Origin of the sequence: Allomuricauda sp. ANG21 (assembly GCF_040705235.1) — a bacterium.
Classification (GTDB): domain Bacteria; phylum Bacteroidota; class Bacteroidia; order Flavobacteriales; family Flavobacteriaceae; genus Flagellimonas; species Flagellimonas marina.
Genome location: NZ_JBFCVT010000011.1, coordinates 206,492 through 222,056 on the forward strand (window position 1 = coordinate 206,492; position 15,565 = coordinate 222,056).

Consider the following 15,565-nt stretch of genomic DNA (forward strand, 5'->3'; position numbering starts at 1 on the left):
TTATGCTATGACCGTTCTTAACCTAGTAAAAAACCGAATTTCCCCTCAACAGCTTTTTATGCTGAGTGCCTTATTGGTGAATGGAGGAAACTACATTTATAATTTATTGTTGGGGCGCATTTTGGGTCCAGAAGCTTTTGCGGATGCAGCTTTGTTGGTCACCTTGTTGTTGGTCCTCTCATTTTTGGGAATGACCTTTCAGTTGGTAACAGCAAAATTTGTTGCCACATTACCATCCGATCAATGGGATGTTTTTAGAAATCGAATAGGTGCTTTTGCACTTTTGATTGGATGTTTGTTGGGGGCAATGGTATTTTTCTCAGCACCAATGCTCCAAAATATATTGCATACGGAGAACACGGTAATGTTCCGAATTTTTGCAATGGGCGTTCCTATCTACTTTGTAATGAGCGTGAACCGAGGTCAATATCAAGGGGAAGAATCCTTTGCCAAATTGGCCATTTCCTATCAATTGGAAATGTGGGGCAGATTGGGAATTACCCTATTGGCCTTTTTGGTAATTCGTGACCATTTTGGTGCATTGGTCTCTTTTGGAATTTTGGTTTCCCTGGTGTTTGGATTGTTCCCTTACAAAAAGTTGAGCCTTGCAAAAACAGTAAAAGCTCCTATTGGTTTGGAATGGTCAAAGGTGCGGACTTTTATGTTGATCACGGCCGGCTACGAATTGACCCAGATCATCATCAACAATAGCGATATTATATTGGTGAAACACTTTTTTGAAGCACAAGAAGCAGGTCTTTACGCTTCCTTGGCATTAATCGGTCGCGTGGTGTATTTTGTTGCCTGGATGTTCGTAATGTTGCTATTGCCCACTGTGGTTCGCCTTAAAAAAGAAGGCAAGCCTACGGGACATATATTGTTTAAGTATGTTGGGTATATCGGATTACTTTCCACAGCAATAGTACTAGCCTGTGCTTTGTTCCCAGAGCTTATTATAACCTTGCTGTTTGGAGATGCCTATTTGTCCATGGCTTCATTGTTGTGGCAATATGCACTGGCCACATCTTTGTTTGCCGTGGCAAATATTTTCACCTATTATTTTTTATCCTTAGATCATTATAAACCCATTTTGTTTTCAGCAGTGATGGGTGTGTCACAAATAGTTTTGATTGTGTTGTTTCATAGTAGTTTGGCCATGGTGGTCCAACTACAGATTTTGGTAATGTTGGTGTTGCTTGCCGTTCAAATACTCTATTTTTTATCTCATAGGAGATAGGGTTCCCCCATAATAGAGGGCAGGCCTAGGGCTGGAAAGCACATGTTGTTTTCCGGCCCTTTTTTATGGATTTAAACTTATCGCTTCATCTTTTCCATTCGTCTACACTTTTTGTTCAACCGTCCTTTAATCACCTTTTTTACAGGGTTTTGTGCGGATATTTGTATCACTAAAATCTTATAGAACAAAAACTTAACCTTATGAAACTAGCAATTGTAACAGCGTATCCGCCAAGTAAAGTAACCCTTACCGAATATGGATACCATCTGGTAAAACATTTTAGACTTCAAGAAGAAGTAAGCGAGATTGTATTGCTTACGGACCATACCGAAGCACCAAAAGACCTTTCCTTTGAAGAGGAAGGATGTCCTATCACTGTTAAGGAGTGTTGGAACTTCAACGACCTTAAGAATATTTACAGAGTGGCAAAGACCATCAGAAAAGAAAAACCGGACGCTGTTTTGTTCAACCTCCAATTTTTGAAATTTGGAGACAAAAAGGTTCCTGCTGCGCTTGGACTTTTATTGCCTTTTGTTTGTAAAATGATGCGCATTCCTACCATCTCTTTGTTGCACAATATTTTGGAGCAAGTGGATTTGGAAAATGCTGGAATAACTCAGAACGGATTCCTTCAAAAAATATATAATTTTATTGGCACCACCCTAACACGCTTTGTATTGGCGTCGGATGTATTGGCCGTCACCATCAGCAAATACAAAACTATTTTGGAAAACAAATACAAGGTCAATAATGTAGCCCTTGTGCCACATGGTGCCTTCGAAACCCCACCTGCACCGAATTACAATTTACCAAAAGGTCCTATGCAGGTAATGACTTTCGGAAAGTTTGGGACCTACAAAAAGGTGGAGCCAATGATCGAAGCCGTTGAGCTATTGCGTAAAAACTCCAATCTGGACATTGAAATTGTAATCGCTGGGACGGATAGTCCAAACACACCAGGGTACTTGGAGAATGTGCAACAGACATACAGCCACGTAAAGAATCTAAGATTTACCGGATATGTGGCCGAGGAAGATGTTCCACGTATTTTCGGAGACAGTGCCGTAGTGGTTTTCCCTTATACATCAACAACGGGAAGTTCCGGGGTATTGCACCAAGCTGGAAGTTACGGAAAGGCAGTGGTGTTACCAGATTTGGGAGACTTGGGCATCTTGGTCAGGGAAGAAGGCTATCGTGGCGAATTCTTTGAACCAGAGAATGTGGAATCTTTGTCCGATGCCTTGGAAAACATATTGAAAAACGAGTCATACCGAACTTATTTAGGTAAGGAGAATTACAAAGCAGCATGTTCGCTGCCCATGTCCAAAATCACCGAAATGTACCTGGATCATTTTAAAGTGATACAGACAAAGAAAGGATTGTTGCCAACTTCTGCGCAAGAATTACAGGAAATTAACGAGACAAGTATAGCATAGGTTTTTAGGTTAAGTGTGAAAGGGGGATAACTTTAGTTAGTTGTCCCTTTTTCTTTTTTTATGACCGTATGATAGACGGGTTACTACTCATTATGAAAATATAAACTGCTGTCACTTCGAGCGCAGTCGAGAAGTCTTGGTTGTTTTGACCTTGCAAGTAGGTCTCGACTGCGCTCGACCTGACACGGATTTAGGAAATCGCATAAGTTTTTAGGCTAAGTATGAAAGGGGGGATAACTTTAGTTAGTTGTCCCCTTTTCTTTTTTTATGACCGTATGATAAGCAGGTTTCTTCTCACCATCCGTATCTAATAGGCCAAAATGCTTTTGTGGTGCTTTTCGCCAGGGTTTTCTACCTACCACTTGTGTTGGCACGGTTTCAAAATCGTGTAGGGTCCAAATAAAGGAAGGAAGCTGCTCCTCTTCCAAAACAATTTGTAATTCAGCCAAATAATTGGCTTGAGCTTCTTTTGAGTTGGAAAACAAATTCCAAACACCGCTGTAACTCGATTTTCCGTATTCTTCCAAAACCATGGGCTTTTCCCCAACCGCTTCTTTCAAGGCAGCGATTCGCTCTTTTAGATTTTTAGCTTCCTCGTAATAATGGAAAGAAACAAAATCCACTTGATCGACCAAGTTCATGGCCGCTTCGGGGGCAAACCATCCAATGGTAATAGGGTGTATGCTATCCTTTTTTTTAATGAGTTGTGCCATTTCCGAAAGCCAACCCAGTACATTTTCCTTGCCACGACTGTCAAAATCAAGGTCAGGTTCGTTTTTTAGGTCCCATCCCAACAAAGCTTCATGATTTTGGAATCGGGAAACTACGGTTTCGGCGTGTCGGTGCGTCAGGGTCCAGTCCATTAGCTCATAATTCCCATAAAAATCGAATAGGGTGACCAAAACTTTCAGGTTGTTTTGCTGTGCCAAGTTTAACAATTCTTCAAGCTGGTCAAGATATTCAGTTTTTACAGAAGCAGCCCCGAATGTTTCGTAGGGAACAAATACCCGAACGGAATTTAAACCTAGGGATGTTATGGTTTCAAAATCAGCATTGATGGCCTCGCTGTCAAAATTCTTCCCGAACATATCCCATGGGTTATCCTTTGGATAATAGTTGATTCCCTTTAATGAGTTCACATTGAATGAAACCTCTTCCCTTTGTGCTTGGGCTTCAGGTGGATTTTGAATTTTAACCATTTGCCGAACCCGCCAAAAACCATCTTCCAACATTAAAATTACTTGATAACTATGTGTGGATTTTTGTTGCTGCAGGAATTGCCCGTTAGCAAATATTTTTTCAACCTGAACCACATGGTTATCGGTAAGCATGGCCAATTTTCCATCCAAACTATAAAACTCCAATCGAGGATGGTGAGATAGGGTAGTGGCTTCTATCCGAACTTGATTGTCCAGATTGTTTTTGATCAATTGTTTGAGATCTTCTCTGGCGTCTTCGGTGTAGTAATCTTCAATTCCAAGTACGTCAAAAGTTGATAAGGCAATATTTTTTACATACCAAGCATTGATATAGTCTTTTTCGAGTTCGCTTAGGGCCTGTTGGGATATTTTTCTGCCACGTTGCCCATTGGTTGTCCATACGATTTTGGGTTGATATGCTTTTTCTATAGCACCGCCAATATGAAGAATGGAAGACTTGTCCGCCCCAGTGTTCAGAAAACTCCAAGCGGCCGCCAAACCATAGATGATACCTGCATTTAAGGCCAAAAAGCTCAATAAGAGCAAGGATCTGTATAGGTTTTTCCGAGCCATCATTCAGTTTTATGGTTAACCGATTTTTTAATTCCTGCTACAATTACAAATCCCTTGTGGGTATTCGCATTTATCCCTTCGGGAAGTTCAAATGTTCCCATTCCTTTTCTTGTGGTACTACTTAAAGTCAGTACTGACTTCCCATCTGAATCTTGCATTTCCAATTGGATGCCCATACCATCGGGAACCCATTGGCCCATATAACTAAGAATAGGTCCAACGCTTATGAATCGGCCATCTTTCGAGCTATCCACCATATAATCCATTACGGCTGCATCAAAATTCAATGTTAGGCTATTGCTTTGTGATAGTCCGCTGATATGTGCTTTTACCTTCCACTCCGTTGCCACCTCGGGATGGAGCATTTTGCCTGTTACAACACCGTTCAAGGTAGTGCCGTACGTCTGTAAACTATTGCCAGAGGCATCCTCGACCACAAAATTGACCAAGGTTCCATCGGCAACAATATTATTGTTTTGATCTCTAATGGTTGAGGTGGTAAAGGAAACTATCTGATTACCATCCGCATAGCTATGCTGTCTTTCAAAATTGATAGCGAAATCAGCAGCTTTAGTGGGCAGAACGCTCACTGTAAACTCTTTGGATATTTGATTTTCTAGACGAGACCCTATAAAAAGTTCGCCTACGGTTGATTTATTCCCAACATAGGCGAAAGAAATCATATACTGTACCGATGTGATGGTGCTTTTTTGATCGGACTTGAACTTTTCCGTTAGTGTGATTTGAGTACTATCTGGCATAGGGTTCCCAAACTTGTCCTGCGGCAAAGATACGATCATGGCTTGGTCTTTTTTATCCGCAAAAATGCTGGTCGGTCCCAAATAGGTTTCCATGGACATGGCCAAGGTAGTACTAGGTCTTATGAAAAAGTCACCTGTAGCGGTTATCGTTTCATTGCTAATTAATTTCCATTGCACCCACCCGCTTTTTTGGGCAACAGTTGCTGGAAGCGAAAATGTTAATGAGGTTTGAGTGCTATCCGCAGGGATGGCTATAGTGCCCCAACCATTTTGAATCAATAGGAGCTGGTTCTCTTTTTCTCCATCAAACTGAAGGGTAATGGTCTCGCCGGCTATAAACTCCTTTTGGGTAGTTGTGATTTGAATGGCCTCTACCGTTTTTCCAAAATTGGCATCAACAGGTTTGGAGCAACTGATTGCTCCTAAACATACTAACCCTATGTATTGCCAAAATTTCATTTATTTGGGATTACCGATATAATTGTTCAACTCCACTTTAAAATAATGGTAACCTTCTCCGTTGTATGGACGCATCATTTCCCATTTAACCGCTTCGTTTCTATCCGAAAAATAATTGTTGGTGATTTCAGCGTTGGGTGTTCCATTCACGTAACAGTTTTCCAAACCCTCTGCAATCACCTCGATTTCGTTCAAGTCCAACATAGGAATTTCGAAGGTCTGTTTCCGTTGGATACGGATGCCATCCAATGTAAAATGATGATCTACCCACAAAATATCGCCTTGGTCCGAATAGTAGGAGGTCAAAATTTGAGGTATGGTCACCTCTTGGGTACCGTAATTAAATAATGTCCCCGTTAATAGGTTTTGGTCCAAGTGCCAGTTTTGCAAGGCCACTGATTTGTATAGATCAGAAGTGGCCACGTTGCCGGCACATTGCAGGTCAAACGTAACAGGTTGCTCTTCCAGGCTGATCGGGGTAAATTGGTCGGGATCAAAAGTTGGGGGCAGGGTATCCTTTGTGGACGACCACGCAATACCTTCAAAATCTATTCGGAAAGAAGTGGTTTCCTTTGGCATTAGCTTGTGTTTGGCATGGAATTTTACATCGTGCTGTGCCAATTCCTTGTCGTTTTTATTGTACAGCGTGCCTTTTATGGAGACATCCGCAGGTACATTATCGATATTCTGAAGCTCTCCAACAATACTGTAACTGCCCTTATATTTTACCAATTTTGCCGACAATACCTCTAAAATAGGTTGTCGAAGGATATCCTCATGGTAGGTTTGCTGTGTGGTTATCCGTCTACGACCGTGATTGTAATATTGGGTTTGGTTGGACGTGATCAATTGGTTGGGCGGAATATCGTTGTCCACTTTTTTGGGTTTGATGTACCACTGTCCGTTCTTTTTAACGACCGTGTGTTGATAATTGCGGGCCACTTTCTCCAAAGGCGTGATCCATTTGGTGGCCACTTCCATTTCTACATAATTTTCAGATACTTTGGTTTCAGTGATGCCGATTGCGTCCAATTTGGCGTAGGAACTCAATAGGCCGTCGGTAACCGAAACTTCCAACATATATTGAGAAAGACTTACTTCTTCTTCTGGGTCTAAATAGGAATGTGCTCTTTCAAATTCTTTAAAATCCAAGGCATCATAATAGGCTTTTACTACATTTTTAGCGCTTATTTGGGTAGCATTGTCCAAATAAAAATGATAGATGCCAAAAAGGAAGATACCGATAATACCAATGGCCCAAACTCCATTTACAAAGGAAAGTCCTGAGGAAATCCCATTGTATTTAGGTGCGTGATGAAAATAATCGTCCACCGGGGCAGCTTTTCCCTTAAGCTTCCAGTACCACGGAATTTGAATATTGATGATAAACGCCAGAATCAAAGTCCCTACAGGAATCAGTCCCCACATCAGTTTCAAGAAATTGGGTACATCATCTTTGGGAATTACCTTGGGCAAAGGGGAGATGTTGAGACGCTCCCAGACCATAATGCCGTTCTCCAATTGTTGTAGGCGCTGCCATCCACAGAAATAGAGAATGGGGTCGTAAAACTTATCGTTGGAAAAAATGTATTTCAGATTGTATTTTTCAGGTACGGTCAAAAATTGCTGTAGGGAACCAATGCCCTCCACACCCCTGAACTTTGAATTTTCCAACCGTTCAATGGCCCTAGTGGTCAATTCGGGCAACCTTCGTGCAGAATGATAGTTGCCATCCACCGTCATGGCATTGGTCTGTGCGGACAGCCAGGCCATTTGATCCCCAAAACCGAGCGGTAAATAGCGCCATCTATCGTGCTCATCTTGATTTAGAAAATTAACAATGGGCAGCATGTTTATTTTCTGTGGCTGGGAGGGCCTAAAATAATTTAAGCTCATGGTAAAAATGGCCATGGCAATAAAACTGATGCCCAATCCACCGGCCAAAACATAATGTAGTGGTTTTTTAAAGGCTTTTATCAATTGTTGTCTAAAGTCACCTTCTACCAATCTAAAAACAAATTCGCCAAAAATGGGCAGCGCCATTATGGTGGCCCAAAGTGTAAATCTATCCAACGTAAGAATATTGAACGCAGTATCTCCCAACAACATTTTGGGCCAGGGCGTAGTGCCTCCGGTACCCAATAGGGTCAGCATGGAAAAGGACAATCCAAAAAACAATAATCGTTTACTGTAGAATCGATAAAAAAGATAAGGCAATATAAAAAGGAGTACTCCCCAAGGGATGAGAAAAAAGACCAAGCCCGAAGAGGTTACCTCCAGAAAATTATCGCGAGATCCATGCGGAATCGGAACCTGTGTGATCGGATTTTTCTTGGAATTGACCCAATAGGGCAATATACAGCCTACAATGGCGACTAAAGAACCGCCACCAAATACAACAATGCGCCAAAACAATCTCTTGAACTGTTGCAAAAAAACCTTGAAGGTGATTTTGGTGTTGATGCCCACAGCTTCCTTACAGGCGTCCATAATTACCAACCCTATCAATGGAAAAATAAAAAATACCATACCAAAAATTGGGGTCACATGATGGGAGGTTACAGTAACCGCAATCATGGATAAGGAGGAGACCAATTTACACCTTCTACCGGTCTTTATCCACATATAGATTTCTGGTAGGGCATGCATTAAAATGGAAATCCCCATTAAACTGGGCAATTGTCCGAAAATGTGCAAGGTTTCCAAAAACATGGAAGAAAATGCCGCAAGCAGGGCAGTGTATCCTGCAATTTTACGATTGGCCGTAATGACCAAGGCAAAACGGTATGCTCCGGTGATGAACAAAGCAATGATAAACAGAGCCATGGTAAACAATCCGAACTTTAACCCTCCTACATAGGAGAGCAATGCCATACATTGGTGAACCAAAGGAGGATAGCCTTGTACCGTAAATCCGGTGTACCAGCGATAATCCCATGGCTCGAACCAGCTGTTTGCGTAGTGGTCGGCAAAGAATAGGTGTATGAGCGCATCATAGGTGGATTCTAAAGTGAAAAAGATATTCGCCCCATGAAAAATAAGCCCAAAAACTAACGCAATGGCCAGTGTTATGTTGGTTTGTTTTTGCATTGATATCTGTCAGAAAATATAACAGTATAAAGGTCGAAATATTGTCGAAAAACCAATAGACTATCCATCGGCTCAATTTTACCATTCGTCTACACTTACTTGATTTCCAACTTTTTTCGCCAATCTAAAACGTCAACTAGTTATAGATTTGCTTCAGAAATTATTCAAAAACCTAAATCTTAACCTATGAAAATTTTAGCAATAGACGACCAGCAATTAATACTGCTATCCGTACAGAGAAAACTTAAAGAGATTGGATACTTGGTAAAGACTGCCACTACTGGACAAGAAGGGATTGAAATCTTTAAAGAGTTCCAGCCAAATTTGGTCATTATGGATATGAACATGCCTGAGATGACCGGTTTGGAAGTGATTGACCAACTTAAGGATATTGACATGAACGTTCCGATTATGGTAATGTCTGGAAATAATGACGAGGAAGTAATCTTGAACAGTTTTGAGCTTGGTATCGCCGATTACATGAAAAAACCCATCGGTTTGGATGAGATGGTCGCAAGGGTAAAAAGAACCATAGGTCCTCCCATTTTGGAGAAACAATCGGTAAAAAAGGAATTACAATTGATTCAAAAACATTGTGTTGGGGTGGTGATACCTTGCTACAATGAAGCTGAACGATTATCTGGGAAAGAATTTCAAGATTTTGCCAAAAAGCATCCTGGATACCACCTTTGTTTTGTGAACGATGGTAGTACCGACAATACCTTGGAGGTGTTGGAAGAAATAAGAAATGGGAACGAAGAGGCCATCAGTATTTACGATTGTAAAGTGAATGGAGGAAAAGCGGAAGCAGTGCGTCAAGGAATGTTACACTTGGCTCAAGACGATCAGTTTGATTACCTAGGTTATCTAGACGCCGACCTTTCCACGGATTTTACGGATTTCGATGAACTGGTTCGTACTATTGAAGGTTCTAACTTCGATATTGTAAGTGGTTCCAGAATCAGTAGAATGGGAGCCGATATCACTAAAGAATCCGCTAGAAAAATCATCAGTAAGACCATAAACCTGATTATTCAGAAAATTCTGGGAATGCCTTTTAAGGATACGCAATGTGGTGCCAAGGTAATGCGCCCAAATACCGTTTCGGATGTATTTAACAAACCGTTTAAAACCAGATGGTTGTTCGATGTGGAAATTTTTATACGAATGGGGAAAAAGTATGGAAAGGAAAAAGCAACTTCGCTTATTTGCGAGCAACCCTTAAAAAGATGGATTCATGCAGATGGTTCAAAATTGTCAATGAAGGATTCTATAAAAATTATTTGGCAGTTGGGACAGTTATCGATAAAATATAAGTAAGTAGATGCACCCCTAATTGGTATTTTGTAGACTACTGGTTTATGTAAGGATTTACTATCCACGAAATACAATTACTTGAAGTATTCTGTAGTTTGGTAAGTACAAAACATCAGCAAGGTAAAAGTCAATATACTTGAGGGTTGGCGTGTGAGGTTTGAATCCTTCTGCAATCACCCGTACTTAAAAGGTCTCAGTAAGTTATCTTGCTGAGGCCTTTTTTACATATACATTTTGAACAGCGTATAACAACCATGCAATTGAACAATCAATGCATCGATCTATCTAAATAATTGATGCTTTCTCAAGTCAGAAAATCCAATTCGTTCCAATATGGAGATATTGATTTCACGTCGATATGTGTTATTCACACATTAAATTCGCTAAAAAAGCATAGTTTCGCTCACTTTTTTTACTGGACGGTTTTGGGCTTCTCTCAAGCATTGGATGAAGACAAAATTTTTAGTAAATTAACTCAGTTGATATAGGGAAAGGAAGTTTACAGACAGATTCCTATACATTTTGTTTAGGCATATGCTCATTGCAAAGTATTGCTCGCTCCCCCAAAAATATTTAAATTAACACGTAAAATTCTACAATCTACAAGTTTGGGAGTACATCAGGTTACGTATGGGTGAAATTAACAAGACACTGGTTCAAAAATTAAAATTAGACCTTGGCTTTTCCGATATCTATGTAGAATCCATAAGTGAAGGACTGCTAATAACGGATGCCAACGGGAAAATAATAATTGTCAATTCGGCACTTTGTGAACTGACCGGTTTTGAAAAAGAAGTACTGATAGGGGCAGAAGCGCCTTTTCCGTTTTGGCCAGATGAGCTCAAGAAGGATTTTTTAATGGGATTCAAAGAAACCTTGAAAGAGGGCATTAGAGGTGAACACGAGACTATACATATGCGTAAGGATGGAGGTCACTTTCCCGTATCAATTTTCTCATCGAGTATTAAGAATAAGGAAGGAAATATAATTGCCCATCTAGGATTGTTGAGGGATATCACACACGGAAAAATTGATACGATTCAGAATGCCTCCGTAAACCAAGACTTATTTTCGATTTTAAACTATAGAAGGAAGTATAGTAGCCTTCTAGAAGAGAAAGAACTGGTTTCCCAGTTGGATTTTACCCTAAACAACATTAGCGATGGTATTGTTTCTTTGGATACGGATTGGCACTATACGTATGTCAATAAGAATACTGCTGCCATTGTGGGTAGAACACCGGAGGACTTGATTGGAAAACATATTTGGACAGAGTTCCCCGATATGGTTGAAATGCCGTTTTATACTTTGGCCATAAAGGCTTTTGAAACACAAAAAAAACAAGAGCTCGAACATTATTATTCTCCTTTAGATAAATGGTTTGAAAATAGGTTTTACCCCTCCAAAGAAGGGTTGACCATCTTTTTTTCGGACATAACGGAAAAGAAAAGAACTGAAGAGCTATTACTGGACAGTAAAAAGTACTTGGACAACATTATAAACAACATTGGTGATCCCCTCTTTGTAAAAGATGACCAAAGCCGATTATTGTTGGCAAACGATGCTTTTTGTGAAATGTTCGGACTGTCACGAAAGGATATTTTGGGCAAGACATTGGCTGAAGATGTAACACCTGAAGAAAGGGAGAGTTTTTTAAAAATTGACAGGGAGGTAATAGAAACAGGAATCGAGAATGTCAATGAAGAGAGTCTTACCGTTCGAGGAGGTAAAACAAAAGTTATTTCTACCAAGAAAACCCGGTTTGTTGACGAAAAAGGGAACAAGTATTTGATTGGTGTTATTAGAGACATTACACAACGCAAAAATGCAGAACTAGAGGTAAGAGCGGCCAAGGAATATTCTGAAGGGCTTATTGAATCGATGCATGAAGGACTGGTGGTGTTTAATTTGGAGACCGAAATAACAAGTGTAAACCCATCGTTTTGCGAGATGTCGGGTTTTTCCGAGGAAGAATTGATTGGAAAACAATGCCCTTACCCCTTTTCCCCTCCGGAAATTGAGGATGAGTCCAATTTAAGGCATGAAAAAATTGAAAGGGGAGAACAACTGGACAATTTTGAGACGGTCTATATGCGCAAGGATGGAAGCCGCTTTAATGTGGATGTAATGGTTTCCCTCATGCAAGGTCCGAATGGAGATGTCCATTCCTATTTTGCAACGATCATTGATACCACTGAACGTAAAAAGGCCGAACTGGATTTAAAAATGGCCAAAGAGTTTACAGATAAACTCATCATGTCCATGCAAGAGGGGCTTATCATTGTAGATCTTAAGGGTGAAATTATTTTGGTAAATGAATCCACCTGTAATATTCTTGGTTATTCCAGGGAAGAGCTCATAGGGCTCAATTTGCCTTACCCTTTTGTCAAACCAGAAGATTTTGAAGCAATAACCAAGACCAACCAAAAGGTAGCTAGAGGTGAGGCCCCGTCGTTCCAATTTGAGTTTATTCGAAAGAATGGCGAAAAGTTTTTGGCCACCTTTTTAACGGGAAATATAACCGATGATACGGGTGAGGTTATAGCCCTTTTCGGAACCATGAAGGACATATCTGAAGAGGTAAAGGCGAAAGCAGCCCTGGAGGAAAGTGCCTTAAAGTCCTCAGAAAAAAAAGACGTTATTCTAAAATTGGCTGGTCTTGTCGGTAAAAATTTTAAACGCTCCCTAAATCAAATTACAGAATTGGCCGCGGTAACCTTAAATGTTGGGCGTGTAAGTATTTGGAGTTTCAATGCTGACAAAAGTGAGATTTACTGTGAAAACCTTTACGATTTGGATCAAGATGGACATTCACATGGAATGCTGCTAAAAAAAGAGGGTAACCCCAACTATTTTGAGGCCTTGAACAAAAATCAAACTGTAAGGGTAACGGACGCCCAAAACGATAGTATCACTAAATTGTTCACTAAAGACTATTTGTCTCCCAATAACATAAAATCACTGATGGATGTTTTCATCAATAGTACAAGTGGCTATTATGGAATTATTTGTTTTGAACATGTGGGAGACGAAACGAGAGATTGGACGGCGGATGAACAGGAATTTGCCACTTCCATTGCAAACATAGTTTCCATGATGGTTGAGAGCCATGAGCGGAAAGTGGCCGAAGATAAACTTGTTCTTTCCAATCAGGAACTGTCCAAAGCCAATGCAGAATTAAATGTTCTAAGAGATCAATTGGAACAGGAAAACACTTATCTAAGGAATGAGCTCGACCTGGTGTTCAATTTTGAGGAAATGGTGTACGGTAGTGCCCAGTTCAGTGATGTACTCAGTGAAGTAGAGAAAGTAGCCGCGACCAATGCCACCGTGTTATTATTGGGAGAGTCCGGTACAGGTAAGGAACTTTTGGCCAGAGCGGTGCACAATATTAGCGCCAGGAGCACCAAACCATTGATTAAAGTGAATTGTTCGGCCATACCGCGCGAACTTATAGAAAGTGAGTTGTTCGGGCACAAAAAGGGTTCTTTTACAGGTGCTTTCACCGATAAGGTGGGAAAATTTGAACTGGCTGATGGCGGTACTTTGTTTTTGGATGAAATAGGGGAGTTGCCCTTAGACATGCAACCCAAGATTTTACGTTTCTTACAAGAGGGAGAGATTGAGGTAGTTGGCGGAATGGGAACAAAAAAATTGGATGTCAGGGTCATTGCGGCTACCAATAGAAATCTCAAAGAAGAAATAGAAAAGAAAAGATTTCGTGAAGATTTGTATTTCAGGCTTAATGTTTTTCCCATTGAAATCCCTCCTTTGCGACAACGAAAAGAGGATATCCCATTATTGGTGGAACATTTTGTGGACAAGTTTAACAAGGAGTATGCAAAGCAGATAAAATATGTTTCGGATGAGGCCATGGAAAAACTAAGGTCCTATGATTGGCCTGGAAATATCAGGGAATTGGAGAATTTAATAGAAAGAGCCTCTATTCTGTCCAATGGTGAAACGTTGGTGATTCCCGGCTTTGAATCTGAGATGCAAAAGTCCAAAATGCCCATTAAATCCAATAATCTATCATTGGATGCCATCCAACGTAACCATATTGTCAGTATTTTGGAGAAATGCAATTGGAAAATTTCAGGGCCTGATAGCGCATCTACACTACTCGATTTAAAACCAAGCACTTTACGAGATAAAATGTCCAAATTGGGCATTAAAAAGAAGTAAATGCCCACGGAATACCGCGAAGTAAGTTATTTCTTACTTTTATAAAAACGGTATACCGTGACCCCTACTTATGACCTTGCAGTATAAAAATATATTTAAAATATTGACATTCAATTATTTATAATTTATTTGGTCAAATAAAATCTAATTTGGCACACCCATTGTCTTGTGTTTTGCAAATGATTTAAGCATGACTGAGATTGATGGAGTTGTATTTTGGATAGATTCTAATATCATTCATTGTACAATAAGTAAGGAATGTGAAGGTGCAATTTTTGAAGATGATGTCGCAAAAATTTTTGCAAGTGGAATTGCGACTTTGTCAAAGGGTAGATATCTCCCTTTGTTGATTGATTTGAGGGAAGTTGGAAATTTTGAAGCCTTTAGACTGTTTACCATTTTATCCCCCCCATCGTTGTTAGATTTTTCAGTCTTGTCTACATCATTTTTGGTCAGGTCCAATACTTTGAGGATACTACTGTCAATGTATTGTATTGCAACGGGCAATGCCTTTTGGAACACATTGTACAGTAATCCCAAAGTAGCACTGGACCATAGTTTTGGCAGTTTCAAAAAGGGTTGTCCGGATAATCAGCAAGTGATTGGCGTATGGAAGAGATGATTATTCATAAACATGCCACTTTTTGGACCAAGGGCAATGGGGTCCTATTTGGAAAGATACGCAATTTTAATTCCCAGCATCAGTTGGATTCAAGGACTGCCCAACTGTATCTTGATACAATTGCGGATTTATCCACAGGGACTCCTATGCCTTTTTTGATTGACCTACGTGACGTAAAAGGTACTTTTTCCAGTGAAGCGGGCCTATTGTTGGCAAAAAGCTTCAATAATCTATCTAATATCGTATATGAGGTCTATGTTGTAAACTCCCTCTCAATCAGTTTATTGGTGCAATCCTACAAAAGGATCTATCATACCAAAACTCCTTTTATTATATGTAATGATATGGAGGAGGCCCAAGAACATTGTTTGGAATATAAAACAAGAAAGCTTCAAAAGTAAATGCCATGGCCACACAACCTCACCCTTTTAAAAAGGAAGTAATGGATGAAAAGTTAAGAGAACTGGTTTTTTCAGATTTCTTAAAAGGGGAAAGAATTGATGAAGATGATAAAGGAAATGAACGGTTTACCTTAAAATGCCGGCATAAAACTGAAAAGAGATCCCCAGTTGAGTGTGGAACGAGCAAGCTCAACTCCAAAGCGAAGGATCTTTATGTGTTGAAGATGTTGGAAACCACAAAACGAATTGCAGTCCAAATTAGATTGAAAAAATTAAACCATTGAA

The 15,565-nt window shown here is 40.1% G+C and carries 9 protein-coding genes; 6 read left to right on the forward strand and 3 right to left on the reverse strand.

The features are described 5' to 3' along the window. Positions 1-7 precede the first annotated feature (7 nt). Together AB1A65_RS09780 and AB1A65_RS09785 are read left to right on the forward strand one after the other, a co-directional pair. Positions 8-1,237 (forward strand): sugar isomerase, encoded by a 1,230-nt coding sequence (locus tag AB1A65_RS09780; protein WP_366588389.1) that lies wholly within the window; start codon positions 8-10, stop codon positions 1,235-1,237. A gap of 200 nt (positions 1,238-1,437) precedes the next feature. After that, entirely contained in the window at positions 1,438-2,673 is a 1,236-nt protein-coding gene (locus AB1A65_RS09785; protein WP_366588391.1) for a glycosyltransferase, read from the forward strand. Between the two features lie 239 nt (positions 2,674-2,912). On the opposite strand, the gene AB1A65_RS09790 is transcribed toward AB1A65_RS09785, so the two are convergent. Genes AB1A65_RS09790 through AB1A65_RS09800 form a run of 3 tightly spaced genes read right to left on the reverse strand, consistent with a single transcriptional unit; the run spans position 2,913 to position 8,755 of the window. Next, positions 2,913-4,448, reverse strand: a complete 1,536-nt coding sequence (locus AB1A65_RS09790; protein ID WP_366588393.1) for a DUF4434 domain-containing protein — start codon at positions 4,446-4,448, stop codon at positions 2,913-2,915. Further along, positions 4,445-5,665 carry a hypothetical protein gene (locus tag AB1A65_RS09795; RefSeq protein ID WP_366588395.1) on the reverse strand — a complete coding sequence of 407 codons (1,221 nt, stop codon included), beginning with the start codon at positions 5,663-5,665 and terminating at the stop codon, positions 4,445-4,447. Before AB1A65_RS09795 ends, AB1A65_RS09790 begins: the two co-directional genes overlap by 4 nt. Then, entirely contained in the window at positions 5,666-8,755 is a 3,090-nt protein-coding gene (locus AB1A65_RS09800) for a hypothetical protein (protein ID WP_366588397.1), read from the reverse strand. It abuts the gene before it with no gap. A 186-nt stretch (positions 8,756-8,941) separates the two neighbouring features. On the opposite strand from AB1A65_RS09800, the gene AB1A65_RS09805 reads away from it, so the two are divergent. From AB1A65_RS09805 to AB1A65_RS09820, 4 genes are all read left to right on the forward strand, one after another. Then, complete coding sequence (locus AB1A65_RS09805) at positions 8,942-10,075, forward strand: response regulator (RefSeq protein WP_366588399.1); 1,134 nt, start codon at positions 8,942-8,944, stop codon at positions 10,073-10,075. A gap of 627 nt (positions 10,076-10,702) precedes the next feature. After that, entirely contained in the window at positions 10,703-14,257 is a 3,555-nt protein-coding gene (locus AB1A65_RS09810; RefSeq protein WP_366588401.1) for a PAS domain S-box protein, read from the forward strand. A 609-nt stretch (positions 14,258-14,866) separates the two neighbouring features. Beyond that, positions 14,867-15,280 carry a hypothetical protein gene (locus AB1A65_RS09815; RefSeq protein ID WP_366588403.1) on the forward strand — a complete coding sequence of 138 codons (414 nt, stop codon included), beginning with the start codon at positions 14,867-14,869 and terminating at the stop codon, positions 15,278-15,280. A 5-nt stretch (positions 15,281-15,285) separates the two neighbouring features. Next, entirely contained in the window at positions 15,286-15,564 is a 279-nt protein-coding gene (locus AB1A65_RS09820) for a hypothetical protein (RefSeq protein WP_366588405.1), read from the forward strand. Position 15,565: the final 1 nt, after the last annotated feature.

Bases quoted from the DNA above. Each gene is read 5' to 3' on its own strand.
- AB1A65_RS09780 (WP_366588389.1), top strand. From the start codon at position 8: ATGACCGTTCTTAACCTAGTAAAAAACCGAATTTCCCCTCAACAGCTT.
- AB1A65_RS09785 (WP_366588391.1), top strand. From the start codon at position 1,438: ATGAAACTAGCAATTGTAACAGCGTATCCGCCAAGTAAAGTAACCCTT.
- AB1A65_RS09790 (WP_366588393.1), bottom strand. From the start codon at position 4,448: ATGATGGCTCGGAAAAACCTATACAGATCCTTGCTCTTATTGAGCTTT.
- AB1A65_RS09795 (WP_366588395.1), bottom strand. From the start codon at position 5,665: ATGAAATTTTGGCAATACATAGGGTTAGTATGTTTAGGAGCAATCAGT.
- AB1A65_RS09800 (WP_366588397.1), bottom strand. From the start codon at position 8,755: ATGCAAAAACAAACCAACATAACACTGGCCATTGCGTTAGTTTTTGGG.
- AB1A65_RS09805 (WP_366588399.1), top strand. From the start codon at position 8,942: ATGAAAATTTTAGCAATAGACGACCAGCAATTAATACTGCTATCCGTA.
- AB1A65_RS09810 (WP_366588401.1), top strand. From the start codon at position 10,703: ATGGGTGAAATTAACAAGACACTGGTTCAAAAATTAAAATTAGACCTT.
- AB1A65_RS09815 (WP_366588403.1), top strand. From the start codon at position 14,867: ATGGAAGAGATGATTATTCATAAACATGCCACTTTTTGGACCAAGGGC.
- AB1A65_RS09820 (WP_366588405.1), top strand. From the start codon at position 15,286: ATGGCCACACAACCTCACCCTTTTAAAAAGGAAGTAATGGATGAAAAG.